We start from the raw sequence: 15957 nt of genomic DNA, 5'->3' as shown, positions 1-15957 counted from the left end.
CCGCCCGCCACCGGGCCCCGGGCCCCGGGCCCCGCCGGGTTGATCATGAACTTATGGCACGGCTCGGCGGTGTGTCGTTGCCACAACTTCATGATCAATGCAGTGGGGGTGGGGGTGGGGTGCCGGGCCAGTAGGGGTCGGGGGAGTGGATGAGGGCGGCGGCGCCGATCAGGCCGGCGTCGCCGGCGAGCTGGGCAGGGGTGACCGTGACGTGCTGGAGGAAGCCGAGGCGGCCGAAGCGGGCCAGGGCCTCCTTCAGCGGGGGGAAGAGCAGGTCGGCGGCGCCGGCGACGCCGCCGCCGATCACCACCTGGTTCAGGTCGCACATCGCGGCGGCCGAGACGATGCCCGCGGCCAGGGCGTCGGCGCCGCGGGTGAACGCGCGCAAAGCCACCAGGTCGCCGGAGCGGGCGGCGTCGGCCAGGTCGCGGGCGGTGCCGTCGCCGGCCGGCCGCCAGCCTTCGCGCAGCGCGTACCGGACCATGCTCGGTCCGCTGGCGATCGCCTCCACGCAGCCGCGCCCGCCGCACGGGCAGTCGTCCCCGTCGAGGTCGACGACCATGTGGCCGACATGCCCGGCATTGCCGGACCGGCCGGTGAAGGGCCGCCCGCCGTGTACGAGCCCCCCGCCGACGCCGGTCGACACCACGAGCACCAGCAGGTCGTCGTGCCCGCGGCCCGCCCCGCGCCAGTGCTCGCCGATCGCCGCGCACACCCCGTCGCCGGCCAGCCGCACCGGCACGCCGGGCACCTGCGCGGCGAGCCGGTCGACCAGCGGGAAGCCCCGCCAGGCGGTGATGTTGACCGGGCTCACCGTGGCCCCGGCCAGGTCGAACGGGCCGGCGGTGCTGGCGCCGACCCCGATCACGGGCCGGTCGGCGGTGGCCTTGAGCAGGCCGTCGAGCATCGCCGACAGCCCGGCCCACACCTGCTCGCCCGCGTCCGGGCCCGGCAGCGGGCGCGGCGTGGGGATGCGGTCGGCGGCCAGCACGGTCCCGTCGGCGTCGACGAGTCCGGCGGCCATCTTGGTGCCGCCGATGTCGACGGCGAGCGCGAGCGGTCCGGCAGCGTGGTGCGGCATGGGGGCTCCTGGAGGACGGGGCGTTGCAAGAGAGTATGACAACGTTGTCCGGCCGTCGCCGCCCCGCCCTCGGGTACCAGGTACCGTTCCTGCCGTGACGAGCGAGCACAGCGAAGCCCCGGCCCGGGCCGGCCGCCGCCCCACCATGGTCGACGTGGCCCGGCTGGCCGGAGTCAGCCTCAAGACCGTGTCCCGGGTCGTCAACGGCGAGCCGCACGTGCAGCGCGCCATGGCCGACCGGGTGCTCGCCGCGGTCGCCGAACTCGGCTTCCAGCGCAACCACATGGCCAGCGCGCTGCGCGCGGGCCGGGCCAGCGCCACCATCGGCCTGATCATCGAGGAGCTGGCGAACCCGTTCTACTCCACCATCGCCCACGTCACCGCCGAGATGGCCCGCGAGCGCGACACCCTGCTGCTGTCGGCGTCCTCCGAGGAGGACCCGGTCCGCGAGGAGCAGCTGCTGCGCGACCTGTGCTCCCGCCGCGTCGACGGCCTGCTGGTGGTGCCCGCCGGCTGCGACCACTCGTTCCTCAACTCGCAGGTCGAGATGGGCATCCCGGTGGTGTTCCTGGACCGGCCCGGCACCAACATCGAGGCCGACGCGGTGCTGCTGGACAACCGCGGCGGCGCGCGCAACGGCGTACGCCGCCTCGTCGCCGACGGGCACCGCCGCATCGGGGTGCTGCTGGACACGGTCGACGTGCACACCATGCGCGAGCGCCTCGCCGGCGCGCAGGACGCCCTCGCCGACGCCGGGATCGGCTACGACGGCGCACTCGTGCGCGGCGGCGTACGCGACCCGGCCACCGCCGCGGCCGCCGTCGCCGACATGCTCACCCAGCCCAGCCCGCCGACCGCGTTCCTCGCCCTGAACAACCGCATCACCGTCGGCGCGGTCCAGGAGCTGTGGCGGCGGGGCAGCGACGCCGCCCTGGTCGGCTTCGACGACTTCGAGCTGTCGCACCTGATGCCGAGGCCGCTGACGGTCATCGGGTACGACACCCGCGAGCTGGCCCGCCGCGCCACCCAGCTGCTGTTCGCCCGTATCGACGGGGACCGGTCGCGGCCGCGTACCGTCGTGCTGCCCACGGAACTGCTGGACCGCGGCCTGGCCCCCGCCCGCTGACGGCCCCGACGCCGGTCTTCGGATGTCGGCGGCGGCCGTTAGGGTGCCGATCATGTCAGTCGGACCGTCGACGTTCGGGCCGGGCCTGCGGGCCGCCATCAAGGACGCCTGCCTGCCCGAGCACGATGCCCGGGGCCTGATGCCGCTCGCCACGGCGCGGCAGTGGCTCGCCGGCCGGACCGTGTACGAGCAGGGGACCGGCGCGATCAGCGGCGGCCGCCACGTGCTGGAGTCCGACACCACCTGGGCCGCGCTGGTGAGCCTGGCGGACGCGGCGGAGTTCGTCGCGCAGGCGCGGCGGCTGCGGTGGCGGTTCCACGTCCGGGGCAAGGACAACATCGCCCTGATGGAACGGTACGGCGGCGGCGTCCTGCCGTGGCTCGCCGACCGCGTCGACGAGCACGGTGTGCTGCACAACGTGCCCTGGTGCGTGCTGCCCTGCCTGCTCGCCTCCGGCGCGCCGGAGGCGTTCGACATCGCGGCGCGGGTCCGTGCGGTCACCGAGCAGCTCGACACCCGCACGTGGCGGTCGGCCGGCTGCGACACCGAGGTGCTGGGCTGGTGGGTCGTGCGGCATCCGGAGCCCGGCTACCGGCTGCTCGCCCAGCGGGCCGAGGCCGCCGACGAGGTCGGGGTCGCGGCGGTCGGCGCGCTGTTCCGCACCGATCCCCGGGGCACCGCCCAGCGGCTGGCCGCCGCCGTCGGCGAAGTCGCGGCCCGGACCCTGCTCGACCGGCTCGGCCTGATCGTGCCGCCTCTGCCGGAGCGGGTCCGGGCACTGCTGGAGCAGGCACCGGTGCTCGACGTCGCGGCGGGGGCGCCGGTCTCGCTCACGGAACTGGACGAGGTCTTCGAGGACGGGCTCGGGCCGATGTGGACCAACGCCAACTACTACTGCGCGGCGATGCGCCTGACCGGCTTCGCGGTCCCGGGCGGCACGGACGGCCTGGTGTTCCAGTCGGTGACGACCGGGCTCGCCGATGCCAACGTGGAGCTGGAGTTCCACCGGTTCGGCTTCGGCCTGCCCGCGGGTCCGCAGTGGAGCCTGAGCCGGGAGCTGCTCGGCGGGGAGGAGGCCGAACGGTTGGCCGAGGCCTCCGGCGAGGAGCAGGTCACGCTGCCCAACGGTGTCGTCCGGCTGGGTGTGCGGCCCGTGGCGGTGCGGGGACGGCTGGACGCCCTGATGGTGGCGCTGACCGCCGGCCGGGCCGAGCGCGACCGGGTGTTCCTCGACGGTACGCAGCTCAAGCAGGCGGTGGGCCTGCCGGAGACGGCGCGGGAACTGTTCGTGCTGGACGCCTGGGACCATGCGGACCTCGACGATCGGCTGCCCAGCGAGTGGGAGGACATCGTGCTGGCGGTCGAGGCGCTGCGCGGCCGCCGCGCCATCACGCGTTCGGTGACCGAGAAGTCGCGCGATGCCCACCTGCGTGAGCGGGCGGAGATCCTCGGCGGCTGGGCCTGAGCAGCCGGCGGCTCGGCAACGGGCGGGTCGGTCAGCGAGGCGCGGCGGGTTCGGCCGCCCGTGCGGTCGCGCCCGCTCCGGCCAACCTGGCCGCCGCGAGGCGCAGCGGTGGGCGGTCGGCCCAGACACACCACCACAGCAGCCTGCCGGACAACCCGGGCCGGGCGGCCGAGCGCCGCCGGGACTCGTCGAGCCACGCCCGGGTCGCCGCCGGGCCGGCCCAGCGCGCGGCCGCGGCGTCGCAGGCGAACTCGGCGGACCAGCGGGTCGCGGTGTGATGTGCCAGGCCGCCGAGCAGCGCGACGGCCAGCGCCGGGGCGTTCATGGCGGCCAGCCCGCATACGCACAGCAGCAGCCACAGCGAGGTGCCGACGATGCGGATCAGGCGGTCGTCGCGTACCAGATGGGCCGCCTCGTGGGCGAGCATGAACGGCAGGTGCGGCCGGGCCGCGGTGTAGGTGGTCACGCCGAGCCGGGTCCGCGCGGCGGTGCGCAGGCTGAACCCGTGCCAGTCCGCCGAGGCGCGCATCCGCACCTCGACGTCGCGCATACCGTGTGCGGCCAGCATCTCGGCCAGCGGCGCGGGTAGTCGCGTCGGCGGCGGGGCCGCCACCGAGGTGCGGATGAGGCGGTGCAGGTTGGGGCCGCTGAGCACCGTGCCGAGCCCGACCGCGAAGACGGCCGGCAGCAGCATCGCGCCCACCGCGGGCCAGCCGGCGTCCGGCCAGGCGAGGGCCTTCAGCAGCAGGGCCAGCGCGGCATACCAGGCCAGGGTGGCGGTCAGGCGCGGGCCGAGGCGGCGAGGCGCCGGCACGGACGTGTCGAACTGGAGGTGCCCCAGCGGCAGCGGCTCCTCGGCGACGTCGTCCTCGCCGGTCTTCGTGAGCACCGCGGCCCGCAGCGCCGCCGGTGTCGCGCCGACGGCGGCCAGGGTCCTGCCGCCGATGCTGCCGGGCCAGGTGGAGACGGCCAGCAGCAGGTGGGCCGTGGTCAGCGCGTCGTCGCGCCGGCTCACCGCCTCGCGTATGGCCAGGTCCAGCAGCCGCTTGACATCGTCGGCGAAGGGCAGGTGGCGGATCGGGCGGTCGCGGGGGACCGGTGGCCGCAGGGCGACGTACGCCTCGTGCAGCGCGCCGGTTTCGAGCTGCGCGGTCAGCACCGCCGCGGCCACCGAGCCCTCGGCGCCGAGCAGCCCGAACAGCAGGTGCCCGCTGTCGATCGTGTCGTGGCCGAGGGACAGCGCCACGGACTGCGCGGTGACGATCGCCTGGCGGGACTGCGCGGTGAGCAACTCGAACATGATCTCCCTCTCCGGTCGGGGATCATGCCACGGTCCTGCTGCTCACGTGGCCCCGTGCGATGGGTAGGGCACCTTCTGCAACGCGGAGCGTTGAGAAGGTGCCCTTCCTTGGGGCTTTCAGGCGGCGGCGGTGCGGAAGACGGGGTAGTAGCCGCCGGAGTGGCCGGTGGCCATGGGGTGGTAGGAGATGCCCAGGCTGGCGAAGTTGAGGGCGTGCAGCCACTTGTCGCCGCTGCAGAGCTGGTGCCCGACGAAGATGGAGCGCACGTCGGCGAAGACGAAGCCGTGCCGGCCGGCGGCGGCCCGGGTGAGGTCGTCCACCAGGTTGATGCCTTCGTTGATCTTCGCGTGGGACGTGGCGCTGAGCCCGACGCAGGTCGTGCCGAGCTGGTAGAAGACCGGGTAGCCGAGGACCACGACGCGGGCGTTGGGGGCTCGGGAGCGGATCGCGTTGTACAGGGTGTCGAGCAGGCCGGGCAGGGACGCGCGGGCCTTGTCCTCGGCGGCCTGCACGGCGGCGACGCACTGCGTGGTGCCGTAGAGGGCGCAGGTCTTCATGATGTTGGCGAAGCCGACGTCGTTGCCGCCGACGGTGATGCTGACCAGCGTGGTGGTGCTGCTCAGGGCGGACAGCTGGGAGCTGTTGACGGTGGCGGTGGTCGCGCCCGAGCAGGCGACGAAGGCGTACGCGGCGGGGGCGTTGGCGGCGGCCCACAGGGCGGGGTAGGCCTTGGTGCTGCGCTGGCAGGAGCCGCTTTCGGAGGTGTAGCTGCCGGCGCCGACGCCGGAGGAGTAGGAGTCGCCGAGGGCGACGTAGCGGACGGTGGAAGCGGCCTGGGCGGGGGTGGCTACCAGGGCGACCAGCACGGTGAAGGCGGTGGCGAGGCTCGCCGTGAAGGTCAGCAGGCGCGATCGGGTCAAGTCGTCCTCCGGGTCAGGGGCGATCGATCGCATATAGATATCAGTTGAAACGGCGGTTGTGAAGATCTCAATTCGCAAGTGTTGCAAGATGTTTCGGGGGTCTGGCGCAGCGGCGGACGGTCGCCTACATTGGATCCGTTTGCCCAGGTGGTCGTGACATCGACGGGCGGTTGAGGGTTGTGTGCGGAACCTCGCTGGTGATCGGCCGGCGGTAGGTGCGACGGGTGTGGCGCGGGGTGGCGGTCAACTTCTTGCAGGGCGCTTCATGGGCGTTGGGGCCGCGCATCGCATAGACGTTGGCCTATCATGCCGATTCTGATCGCGCCCCAGTCGATGTAATAGGCCAGCGTTTATGCGACCGGGGGGCGGGAGCCGGTCGAGGGCTTGTCGTGCGGGTGATTGGACGGGCGGCGTTAGCGTGGCCGGATGACTCATGGGGGGATCGTGAGCCGGGGCCAGAATGCGCTGGTGGCCGCGGGCATGCTCGGGATGGCGGGGTGCGGCGTGGTCAACGTCGTGGCCGCGGTGCGCGCAGACGACGTCGACTCGGCCACCGGTTTCCTGGCGGTGGGTGTGGGCCTGGCCGTCTGGTGCGCGGTCTGGCTCACCCTCGCCGTGCGAGCCGTGGCGCAGGGCGTGTTCGCGCGACCGGAGCACCTGCTGGCGCGCGGCCTGCTGCGAACCTGGCGAGTTCCCTGGCAGGACCTGCGCGCCATCCGGATCGCCGAGGCTTCCCACGGCATGGGAGGGCGCTACCACGTGCCCGCGGTCGATTTTGTCGTCGCTTCGACACCAGCCCGTCGCGGACCGCGGGAGCTGCCGCAACGAGCCACATCCTCGCCCGCCGTCGAGCGCCGGACCGTCACTTTCCACTGGCTGGCAACCGTGACGCAGCGGCGCGCCCAGCGCCATGCCGAGCGGCTGCACCTGCTGGCGGTCCGGGCGGGTGCGGGACTGGAGCAGGGTTGAGTCCCGCCGCGGACGCCAAGCGGAGCGGACGCGACGGATGGTTAGGCTGGCCGCCATGCAGATCATCGAAGGGGCGGGCCGGTGGACGCCGCCGCCGGCCGGTACGGCCAACGACTGGGTGGAGCACCTGAAGACGCCGGACCTGTCCGTGGGCACGTACTGCATCCCGGCGGGCGGGATCGACGACCAGAGCCCGCACACCGAGGACGAGGTCTACGTGGTCACGGCCGGCCGTGCCCGGATCGTGACGCCGGACGGCGAGGCGGCGGTCGGCCCCGGAGCGGTGATCTTCGTGCCGGCCGGGGAGGAGCACCGGTTCGTGGACGTCACCGAGGATCTGTCGCTCCTGGTGTTCTTCGGTCCCGCCTACGGCTCGCGCGGTGGTGCCGCCACGGCCTGACGTACGGCACGGGGCAACGCCGCTTGCGCCATTCTGGTGTACTGCGCGCATGTCTCGGGGGCGGAAGATCTTCGCGTGGGTGATCGTGGCGGTCCTCGCGGCCGCCGGTTACGGCGGTTACCGGTGGTGGCACGAGCGGCCGCCGTATGGGCCGGAGGTGCTGGCGTTCGCCGCCACAGCGGAGCAGTTGCCGCCCGGCGAGGGTCCGGAGATCGAATACCACGGGGTGAAGGTCCTCCTCCGCGAGGGCGGAGCGGCCGTGGGCGGGCGGATCACGTGGCAGCCTCCGGCGGGGCGCGGCGCCGACTGGGACGAAGACGGCTGGTTCATGATCTTCGTGGTGGACAAGCGCGTCGACCTCATGCCACCGCAGGTCATGGGCATCTCCCCGAGCGCGCACGAGGTGGTGTCCGGCGGTGACGGCGTGCAGAACCGGATCGCGGCGAAGTATCCGTGGCTGCGGGGCGCGGGCAATATCAAAACCGACCGGGACACGTGGCGCGAAGGCGGGACGGCCCTGTCGACGACGCCCGCCGCGGGCGGGGTCGACTTCGTCGCCATGTTCCCGCCGATCCCGGACGGTGATCCGGAGCGGCGGTTCCTGGCCGCCGCCCCGATCGCGTTGTCCGACATCATGATCGCCGTCGCGTTCGTCGGCCCCGACCGGCAGGTCTACTGGGCCGAGCGGGTGTACGGCTAGATCCCCACCTCGGTCTCGGTCAGCGGCGGGCCGGGCTGCACGGGCACCCGGGGACCGGCGGCCAGCGCCGCGGCCAGCTCGTCGACCTCGCGCCACACCGCCGGGTCGTCCCAGTAGCCGGTGTGCCGCCGGGCCAGCGGCAGCGGCTGTCCGTAGATGTACCAGCAGGTCTCCGGGTCGGGCAGCAGCACGTCCACGGTGGACTCCGGCCGGGCGGCCAGCGCCGCGCCGCCGATGTAGTCGGTGTCGTAGTGGAAGTTGCGCCACGCGAGCAGCCGCGGCTCCAGCGAGCGCAGCACGCCGTCGGTGAAGTACGCCGGGAACGCCCACCCGTACAGGGTGCGCAGCGGCGAGCCGAAGGTGACCAGCGCGTACTGGCCGTCGGCGGGCAGGTTGTCGCGCTGCAGCAGCGCCGCCGCGGCGATGACGCTGCCCTGGCTGTGCGCCGCGACGACGGCCTTGCCGCCGTTGCTGTGCAGCCGCCACAGCCGCCGCTGCACCTCGGGCACGGCCCGCTCGGCGTACGACGGCGGCGCGAGCGGGTGGAACGCGCGCGGCCAGAACGTGCACACGTCCCAGATCACGCCGATGCGGCGGCGGCTGGCCAGGTTGGTCCAGCCCCGGCGCAGCAGCAGCACGACGAGGATCGGCAGCGCGGCGGTGAGGTAGCTGCCCGCGGTGACCGTCCACTGGGTGCCCCAGGGCAGCTGGTGGAAGACCCAGTAGCGGATCTGGATCGCGACCAGCAGGATCACGCCGACCACCGCCATCGCGGTGAGCAGGCGGTCGATGTGGCGCGGCATCTTCGCGACCACCCGGGCCCGGACCACGCTCGCGATCCAGCGCCGCTGCCCGGCCGCGTTGTCGTACCAGTCGGGCTCGCCGTCGGGCTGGGGGTAGCGATCGACGGCGTAGTACTTCTCGGCGACCGCGCGGGCCTTGCGGCTCGCGCCGGCACGCCAGTACGCGACCAGTTCGAACAGGCCGAACAGCACGATCAGGGCCAGCGGCACCAGGGTCAGGTACTGGTGCAGCGTGGCGATGATCGGGTACACGTACAGCTCGCCGGGCTCCGGCGCGAACACCGGGATCAGCGTCAGCGAGTTGACCTCGCCGAAAAGGTCGGTGATGCGCAGCATCGCGCCCAGCATCACCGCGTTGAGCAGCGCGATGCTGACCGCGAGCACGACGAACGGCCCGAAGATGAAGAAGATGCCCCGCTTCCAGCCGCCCAGCAGCGTGGACACCAGCGTGAGGCCCAGCGCGCCGAAGATGGCGCCGAAGGCGAAGTTGACGGTGTACCGCATGTTCGGCAGGTAGCCCCAGGCCGACCCCATCGCGGGCTGGGCCAGCAGGAACACGGCCGCGGCGGCCAGCGCGGCGACCGCCAGGCCGATCAGCAGCCCGGCCGCCCAGCGGCGGCACTCGTCCAGCGCGGTCACGATCAGCGCGCCGAGCACCGCGGCCAGGCCCAGGCCGATCGCGGCGAGCAGCGCCCAGCGGGCGGTGAGTTCGGACAGGTCGCTACCGCGCACCAGGCCGTGGCCGGTGTACGCCAGGGCCAGCGCGACGAAGGCCAGCGCCGCGGCGACATGCGCGCAGCCGAGGTCGAAGGCGCTGCGGCGGCCGTCCCAGAAGGTGCGGTCGGCCAGGGTCAGCCTCGGCTGGGCGGCGCTGGTCGCGGCGCGCGGCGGCTTGTTGCCCACCTGGTACGGCGGGTCCACCTCCTCGTACCGGTTGATGCTGCGCAGGGTCAGCACGGCGAGGAAGGCCACGAACAGCACCGGCACCAGCGCGCCGATCAGCAGCCGCCGCCCGGCGTGCTCGGCGAGCAGCGGGCTGCGCAGCCAGCTGAGCAGCCAGTTGTCACCGGCGCAGTCGTCGCGCCCGCCGCACTGGTAGGCCAGCAGCTCCATGGTGCCCATCGCCATGATCAGCACGACGTTCACGGTGATGCCGAGCGCGGTCCAGCGCACGAACGTGCGGTGCAGCCGGAAGCGCCAGCCGGACCCGTGGGTCTTCGGCGTGCACATCCACCCGGCGAGGTTGGCCATCGCGAACGGCAGCAGCAGCAGCCACAGCACGCGTGAGCCGCTGCGCGAGGTCAGGCCGCCCCACGAGTACGCCTCGACGTGGCGGGTGGGCAGGTCGGCGGTGCGGTAGAAGCCGGCGATGCGGTCGCCGGATACCTGCTGCGGGGCGAGGTCGCCGAGCAGGTCCTCCGCGGTGGTGCCGCCGACGCCGTGCAGGCGCAGTTCGGTCACCCCGGACAGGTCGACAGGGGGCGGGATCAGGCCGGACGGGCGGTCCACCGGCGCGGCGTCGTAGCGGGGCACGGGCATGGGGACACCTTGTTGCGGGGCAACGGGTCTGGCAACCGTCCGAATCGGCATACCGGGCGTCGTGAGCGTGACAGGGCGGCAGCCGATCACCCGATGGGGGAGGATGGGCGGCATGGCGCGCGCTGTGATGATCGACTGCGACCCGGGTATCGACGACATGATGGCCCTGCTCACCATCTGCGCCAGCCCCGAGCTGGACCTGCGCGGCGTCACCAGCGTCGGCGGCAACGTCGGCATCGAGCTGACCACCCGCAACGCCCGCGCCGTGCTGGGTCTGGCCGGGCGCGGCGACGTCCCGGTCGCCGCGGGCGCGGCCCGCTCGCTGGTACGCAGACCCGCCGGCGAGAAGGACGGCGCGCACGGCGACGGCGGGCTCGGCGGCATCGTGCTCCCCGAACCCCCGGGAGCCGTCGACGCCCGGCCCGCGGCCGAGTTCCTCGCCGCGACGGTGGCCGCCGCGTCCGATCCGGTCACCCTGTTCGCGGTCGGCCCGCTGACCAATGTGGCCCTGTTCTATGCCCTGCACCCGCAGGTCGCGGCCAGGCTGGAACGGCTGGTGGTGATGGGCGGCTCGATCGGCGCGGGCAACATGACCCCCGCGGCGGAGTTCAACGTGTGGTTCGACCCGGAGGCCGCGCACCGGGTGCTGACCGACCCCGGCGTGTCCGTGCCGACCACCCTCGTGCCGCTGGACGTCACGCGGCGCACCGGCCTCGTCGACGCCGACCTGGCCGTGCTCGCGGAGTCCGGCCGGATCGGCGCGCTCACCGCGCGGGCGCTGGGCGGCTACCGGCACGGCCTCGGCGCGGTCACCCCGGTGCACGACGCGGTCGCGGTGCTCGCGCTGCTACATCCCGAACTGATGACGACCCGGCCCGCCCGGATCCACGTCGACGCCGGCTACGGCCCCAGCCGGGGCAACACCGTGGTGGATCTCGACCCGGACGCCGGTGACGGGCCGGTGGTCGAGGTGGTCGTCGACGCCGACGTACGCGGGGTGGTCGGCGCGCTGCTCGATCGGGTGACCAGGCTCGACCAGCGGGTTTAAGGACGGCCCCGGCGCGGTAGCCGTGGGGCATGGACGAGGAGCGCACCACCTCACGAGCCGAGAAGCTGCTGCCCGAGGAGCTGGCCGTCGGCAGCGACGATCCGCGGGCCCAGGCGGAGGCGATCCTGGCCGAGTCGGACATCCGCACCCTGCGCGCCCAGCAGGGCCCCGACCTGTACACCGAACGCCGCACCTCGGAGGAGGCCGCCGAGTAACCCCCGCCGCCCGCCCGCCGCCTGCCCGCCGCCTGCTCCGCCGCTCATCGACGTTGGCCTATTACGTCGACTGTGGCGCGCGTTTTTTCGATGAGATAGGCCAACGTCGTTGAAAAGCGGAGGGCGGGGTCAGTCCGTGCGGGTGAATTCGGCGCGGACGCCGAGGAGGCGGACCGGGCGGTCGGCGGGGAAGGCGGCGAGGGCCGCGAGGGCGGCCTGCTCGACGGTGGCCGGGTCGGTCGTGGGGTTGTCGAGCTTGTGGCCGTGGGTGCGGGTGGTGAACGGGACGTAGCGCACCTTCACCACCACCCGCCCCACCGCGCGGTCCTGCGCCGCCACCGCGTCGGCGACCTGCGCGGCCAGCACCAGCACCTCGCGGCGTACGTCGGCCCAGTCGTCGAGGTCGGTCTGGAACGTCGTCTCCTTGCTCAGCGAACGCGCCACGTACGGCGCTCCCGTCACCGGGGTGTCGTCCTCCCCGTGCGCGAGCCGCACCAGCCACGGGCCGGTGGCCGGGCCCAACGCCGCGGCCAGCTCCTGCGGGTCGGCGGCGGCCAGCTCGGCGACGGTGTGCAGGCCGTGCGCGGCGAGCCGCTTCGCCGTCTTCGCGCCGACACCCCACAGCGCGTCGGTGGGCCGGCCGCCCATCACCTCGGCCCAGTTCGCCCTGGTGAGCCGGAAGACCCCGGCGGGTTTGCCGAAGCCGGTGGCGAGCTTGGCGCGCAGCCGGTTGTCGCCGATGCCGACGGTGCAGTCGAGGCCGGTGGCCGCCCGTACCCGCCGCTGCACGTCGCGGGCGGCGGCCTCCGGGTCGTCGGTGTCCACGGCGAGGAACGCCTCGTCCCAGCCGAGCACCTCCACCACCGCGCCGGTCTCCCGCAGTGCCGCCATGACCAGCGCCGACGCCTGCTCGTACGCGGCGAAGTCGACGGGCAGGAACACCGCGTCCGGGCACTTGCGGGCGGCGATCCGCAACGGCTGGCCGGAGTGCACGCCGTACTCGCGGGCCTCGTACGAGGCGGTGCTGACCACGCCGCGTTTGGCCGGGTCGCCGTCGCCGCCGACCACCACCGGACGCCCGCGCAGCTCGGGCCGGCGCAGCACCTCGACCGCGGCCACGAACTGGTCCAGGTCCACGTGCAGCACCCAGCCGGTCACCGTCCCATCGTCGCCCGGGTCTCGCCGCCGGCCAGGGCGAACCGGCGGATAATGGGGGAAGACGTGATCATGGGGGTGAGTGGTGTCCCCGTCCGACGGCCGGACCCGACCGGCCCTGGCGCTGGGTGTCGTGGCGCTGTGCGCGGCGGCCCTGCTGCAGTCCGGCGCGGCCCCGACCGATACGCCCGCCCGGCCCTGGCCGCCACCGCGGCCCTCGGCGTCCGACCTCTCGCAGGACGCGTCGCAGACCCGGCCGTGGCCGCCGCCGAACCCCGCCGAACATGCCGCGTACCTGTCCGGGCTGCTCTGACGCGGTGACGCGGGTCGGTGTGCCCGGCGCGCGCCCAGGTGTACGCATGCGGTCCTGGTGCTACCGGTGATCCATGTTGGATACTGCCTGCACCCAGATGATCTCCGATGGCAAGGCGTCACATGCCGCGACCGAAGGCCGCCGAATCCGACCGAGCACTGCTCCGACTCGTGGTCGACCTGGGCGACGCGCCCACGTCGCCGGAACTGATCGAAGCCGTACGCGCCCTGACCCACGTCTACGAGATCGGCATGCTCGCCGAAGCCGCTCGGTCCGGCTCGCGGTTCCGGGACGACGCGCTGACCCTGCTGCGGATCAGCGAGCGGGCCTGGGACGCGCCCGACCACGTCGGCGCGGACGGCGACGCCGACCAGGAGCGGCTGCGCGACCTGGCCTGGCAGCGCTACGAGGACTCCGCGAACGCGATCGTCTGGGCCGTGCCGCTGTGCGTGGCGACGATGACGCTGGACGGGCTGCTCGACCTCACGCTCACCCACGCCGCCGAGGAGCCGCCGTGGTGCGACTACGGCGACGCCGCGCTCGCGGGCGTGGGCGCGGCGGTGCAGGAGATCCAGGCGTTCGCGTCGTTCGTCCAGCGGCACCGGGCGTACCCGCCGCGGCAGGCCGCCCGGGACCGGGCCGGGTATGCCCGGCAGCCCGAGGCCGACCCGGGGCTGCGCCGCGAGCAGGAGGGCTTCCTGCGCAGGCTGGCCTCCGACGGCTTCTTCCATCCGTTCGGCAGGCAGACCGCCCGGCTGATCGCGCCGGAGGACCTCGACAAACTGGAGCGCTCGCTGGCGTTCCTCAGCCGCCGCGGCGTTCGGCTCCGCGACGCGGACTGACCGCCGCGGCCGAGGGTTCCGCGCCTTCGGTCCCCGCGGTGGGGGAGGGACCGGTGTCCTGGTGACCGGCCGTGGCCGCGGCGGGCGTCGTGCGCAGCCTGGCGAGCAGCGGCGTCGCGGCCGGCAGGGTGAGGGCCGCGGCGACGCCGAGGACGAACCGGTGGTCGAGCAGTTCGACCGCGCCCGCGCCGAGCGCGATGGTCAGCGCCGTCGGCGCGAAGACCACGGTGTTCGCGGTCGCGGCCACCCGTCCGATCAACTCCGCGGGCGTATGCCGCTGCACGGCCGTCATCGCCGCGATGACCGTCCACGGCAGACCCACCCCGATCAGCACCCGGGCCAGGGCGACCACCGGTGTCGACGGTACGCACTGCAGCGCCAGGCCCAGCGCGGACAGCGCGGCGCCCCACCACGCCGCGGTGGGCTCACCGCGGCGGTCCAGCACCCGCCCGCACAGCAGCCCGCCCGCCACCGACCCGGCCCCCTGCGCGGCGGCCAGCACCCCGGCGAACTCCGGCGCCCGGCCCAGATCCCCGACGATGACCAGGTACGCCGCCGCGTTGGACAGCCCCGACGTCGCCACCGCCGCCGCACCGGTCCCGACCAGGCCGCGCAGCGTGGCGTGCCGCCACAGGAAGCCCACGCCCGCGCGGGTGTCCCGCAGCAGCGAGCGCTCGCCACGCGTGGCACCCGGCAGCGGGCCTGGCCGGATCGCCGCGTAGCAGCCGGCGGCCAGCCCGAGCGCCAGCGCGGCCAGCCCGGCCACCGACCGGCCGCCGTGCAGGGTGAACAGTGCCGCCCCGGCCAGCGGCGCGACCAGTTTCAGGCCCTCCTGCACGCTCATCCGCAGGCTGTTCACGCCGCCCAACCGGTCGGCGGGCAACGCCGCCCGCAGGATCACGGCCTCGCCCGCGTCGAGCAGCACGAAGGTGACGCCGTAGCCCAGCATCACCGCGAAGATCAGCCAGGTCTGGCCGGGTCCGCGTACGGCGAGCAGGGTGAGCAGGAGCGTGGCCATGGCCAGGCTCGCCGTCACGAGCAGCCGCTGCCGGGGCAGCCGGTCGACCAGGGCCCCCAGCACCGGTCCGGCCAGCGACGGCAGGTAGACGCACAGCCCGCACAGCGCGGCGAGGCTCGCCGCGCCGGTCAGCGTGAGCACCCAGACCGAGGCGGCCAGCGACATCGCCGTGCTGCCGAACCCGGAGGTGAGGGTCACCCCGAGGAACAGCCGTGCGTTGCGGTCGCCGAGCACCGCTGCCATGCCGCCGCCCATGACGGTCCTCCCTGAAAGTTGAGCCGGAGTGGCTCATCCTGGGCGGCGCTACCGGGCTTGTCAATGTGGACCTCAGCCCGCGCGGACTCCCGCCACGGCATGCGGTGCAGCGTCCCGGAACGCCTGGCGCAGCCGGGCGACGGCGACCCGCAGCAGCACCGGCCGGCCGTCCAGCTCGACCGCGACCAGGTCGGAGACGGCGTGCTCCACCAGCGAATACAGCGCTCCGGCGGGGGCTTCGGCCGCCGCGCTGAGGCCTGTTCGGACGAGCGCGGCGCGCGGCTGCACGCCGTCCCAGGAGGGGTCCGCGGCCATCTGTTCGGCCGCGGCGCGGGCGGCGGAGCGCAGCTCGGCGACCGGCCCGATGTCAACGCAGTGTTGACAGCTGCTGCCGTTCCCGGTGTCCGCCTGCTCGGCCAGCCGGGCCGCGCGCTGCTCGGCGGCCTGCCGGGACCGCAGGCCGAGCGCCGACGCGACCCGCGCCCAGCTCACCCCGCGCCGGCGCGCCGCCGCCAGCAGATCCCGTTCCGCATGGTCGATCGCGGCACGCAGTTCCCGCAGGTCCGCCAGTGCGCCGAGGATCCCGTCCGGGTCGCCGCCGGCTGCGGCCAGCACGCGCCGGTGCAGGTCCAGTCCGATCGCGCCGGTGTGGTGACAGCGCCCGGCGTCGCCGGGAGCGGGCATGCCCGACCGGGCCGGCAGGTCACCGGTGGGTCGGCGGGTGCCGGATCGATGGCGCGGTTCGGCAGGTGAGGGGATCACGCGGCCATGGTCGGGGTTCGGCCCCCATCATGTCAACGCGACGTT

Annotated in this window: 16 protein-coding genes; 9 read left to right on the top strand and 7 right to left on the bottom strand. The window is 74.1% G+C overall.

Annotation, left to right across the window (positions count from 1 at the left end; genetic code table 11):
• Window positions 1–94 precede the first annotated feature (94 nt).
• A complete protein-coding gene (locus Cco03nite_RS18850) occupies window positions 95–1081 on the bottom strand; it encodes an ROK family protein (RefSeq protein ID WP_203693438.1) in 987 nt (328 codons plus the stop codon).
• A 145-nt stretch (window positions 1082–1226) separates the two neighbouring features.
• Between Cco03nite_RS18850 and Cco03nite_RS18845 the strand changes: the two genes are divergently transcribed.
• Window positions 1227–2207, top strand: coding sequence for a LacI family DNA-binding transcriptional regulator (locus tag Cco03nite_RS18845; RefSeq protein ID WP_203693477.1), 981 nt, complete (start codon window positions 1227–1229; stop codon window positions 2205–2207).
• A gap of 52 nt (window positions 2208–2259) precedes the next feature.
• Window positions 2260–3672 carry a hypothetical protein gene (locus Cco03nite_RS18840; protein ID WP_203693437.1) on the top strand — a complete coding sequence of 471 codons (1413 nt, stop codon included), beginning with the start codon at window positions 2260–2262 and terminating at the stop codon, window positions 3670–3672.
• A 31-nt stretch (window positions 3673–3703) separates the two neighbouring features.
• Here the strand turns inward: Cco03nite_RS18840 and Cco03nite_RS42905 are convergent, their stop codons facing one another.
• Together Cco03nite_RS42905 and Cco03nite_RS18830 are read right to left on the bottom strand one after the other, a co-directional pair.
• Window positions 3704–4972 carry a Clp protease N-terminal domain-containing protein gene (locus Cco03nite_RS42905; RefSeq protein ID WP_203693436.1) on the bottom strand — a complete coding sequence of 423 codons (1269 nt, stop codon included), beginning with the start codon at window positions 4970–4972 and terminating at the stop codon, window positions 3704–3706.
• A gap of 117 nt (window positions 4973–5089) precedes the next feature.
• On the bottom strand, window positions 5090–5893 hold the full coding sequence (locus Cco03nite_RS18830) for an SGNH/GDSL hydrolase family protein (protein ID WP_203693435.1): 804 nt from the start codon (window positions 5891–5893) through the stop codon (window positions 5090–5092).
• A gap of 468 nt (window positions 5894–6361) precedes the next feature.
• Here Cco03nite_RS18830 and Cco03nite_RS18825 point away from each other — a divergent pair, with 468 nt between their 5' ends.
• Genes Cco03nite_RS18825 through Cco03nite_RS18815 form a run of 3 tightly spaced genes read left to right on the top strand, consistent with a single transcriptional unit; the run spans window position 6362 to window position 7962 of the window.
• A complete protein-coding gene (locus Cco03nite_RS18825) occupies window positions 6362–6862 on the top strand; it encodes a PH domain-containing protein (RefSeq protein WP_203693434.1) in 501 nt (166 codons plus the stop codon).
• A 55-nt stretch (window positions 6863–6917) separates the two neighbouring features.
• Window positions 6918–7262 (top strand): cupin domain-containing protein, encoded by a 345-nt coding sequence (locus tag Cco03nite_RS18820; RefSeq protein ID WP_203693433.1) that lies wholly within the window; start codon window positions 6918–6920, stop codon window positions 7260–7262.
• A 49-nt stretch (window positions 7263–7311) separates the two neighbouring features.
• A complete protein-coding gene (locus Cco03nite_RS18815) occupies window positions 7312–7962 on the top strand; it encodes a hypothetical protein (RefSeq protein ID WP_203693432.1) in 651 nt (216 codons plus the stop codon).
• Here Cco03nite_RS18815 and Cco03nite_RS18810 read toward each other — a convergent pair.
• Window positions 7959–10304 carry a DUF2339 domain-containing protein gene (locus Cco03nite_RS18810; RefSeq protein ID WP_203693431.1) on the bottom strand — a complete coding sequence of 782 codons (2346 nt, stop codon included), beginning with the start codon at window positions 10302–10304 and terminating at the stop codon, window positions 7959–7961. The genes Cco03nite_RS18815 and Cco03nite_RS18810 overlap by 4 nt on opposite strands.
• A gap of 112 nt (window positions 10305–10416) precedes the next feature.
• Here Cco03nite_RS18810 and Cco03nite_RS18805 point away from each other — a divergent pair, with 112 nt between their 5' ends.
• Together Cco03nite_RS18805 and Cco03nite_RS18800 are read left to right on the top strand one after the other, a co-directional pair.
• Window positions 10417–11352 carry a nucleoside hydrolase gene (locus tag Cco03nite_RS18805; RefSeq protein WP_203693430.1) on the top strand — a complete coding sequence of 312 codons (936 nt, stop codon included), beginning with the start codon at window positions 10417–10419 and terminating at the stop codon, window positions 11350–11352.
• Between the two features lie 29 nt (window positions 11353–11381).
• The gene (locus Cco03nite_RS18800; RefSeq protein ID WP_203693481.1) at window positions 11382–11567 is read left to right on the top strand and encodes a hypothetical protein; all 186 of its coding nucleotides are present in this window, start codon (window positions 11382–11384) and stop codon (window positions 11565–11567) included.
• A gap of 129 nt (window positions 11568–11696) precedes the next feature.
• On the opposite strand, the gene Cco03nite_RS18795 is transcribed toward Cco03nite_RS18800, so the two are convergent.
• Complete coding sequence (locus tag Cco03nite_RS18795; RefSeq protein ID WP_203693429.1) at window positions 11697–12725, bottom strand: DNA polymerase IV; 1029 nt, start codon at window positions 12723–12725, stop codon at window positions 11697–11699.
• A gap of 79 nt (window positions 12726–12804) precedes the next feature.
• On the opposite strand from Cco03nite_RS18795, the gene Cco03nite_RS18790 reads away from it, so the two are divergent.
• Together Cco03nite_RS18790 and Cco03nite_RS18785 are read left to right on the top strand one after the other, a co-directional pair.
• Window positions 12805–13035, top strand: coding sequence for a hypothetical protein (locus Cco03nite_RS18790; RefSeq protein ID WP_203693428.1), 231 nt, complete (start codon window positions 12805–12807; stop codon window positions 13033–13035).
• Window positions 13036–13157: 122 nt separating this feature from the next.
• Window positions 13158–13877, top strand: coding sequence for a hypothetical protein (locus Cco03nite_RS18785; RefSeq protein WP_203693427.1), 720 nt, complete (start codon window positions 13158–13160; stop codon window positions 13875–13877).
• Here Cco03nite_RS18785 and Cco03nite_RS18780 read toward each other — a convergent pair.
• On the bottom strand, window positions 13840–15150 hold the full coding sequence (locus tag Cco03nite_RS18780) for an MFS transporter (RefSeq protein ID WP_203693426.1): 1311 nt from the start codon (window positions 15148–15150) through the stop codon (window positions 13840–13842). The genes Cco03nite_RS18785 and Cco03nite_RS18780 overlap by 38 nt on opposite strands.
• A gap of 72 nt (window positions 15151–15222) precedes the next feature.
• Window positions 15223–15912, bottom strand: coding sequence for a hypothetical protein (locus Cco03nite_RS18775; RefSeq protein ID WP_203693425.1), 690 nt, complete (start codon window positions 15910–15912; stop codon window positions 15223–15225).
• Window positions 15913–15957: the final 45 nt, after the last annotated feature.

The sequence above is a fragment of the Catellatospora coxensis genome (assembly GCF_016862635.1).
GTDB classification, from domain to species: domain Bacteria; phylum Actinomycetota; class Actinomycetes; order Mycobacteriales; family Micromonosporaceae; genus Catellatospora; species Catellatospora coxensis.
This window is presented reverse-complemented; position numbering and strand designations above follow the sequence as displayed.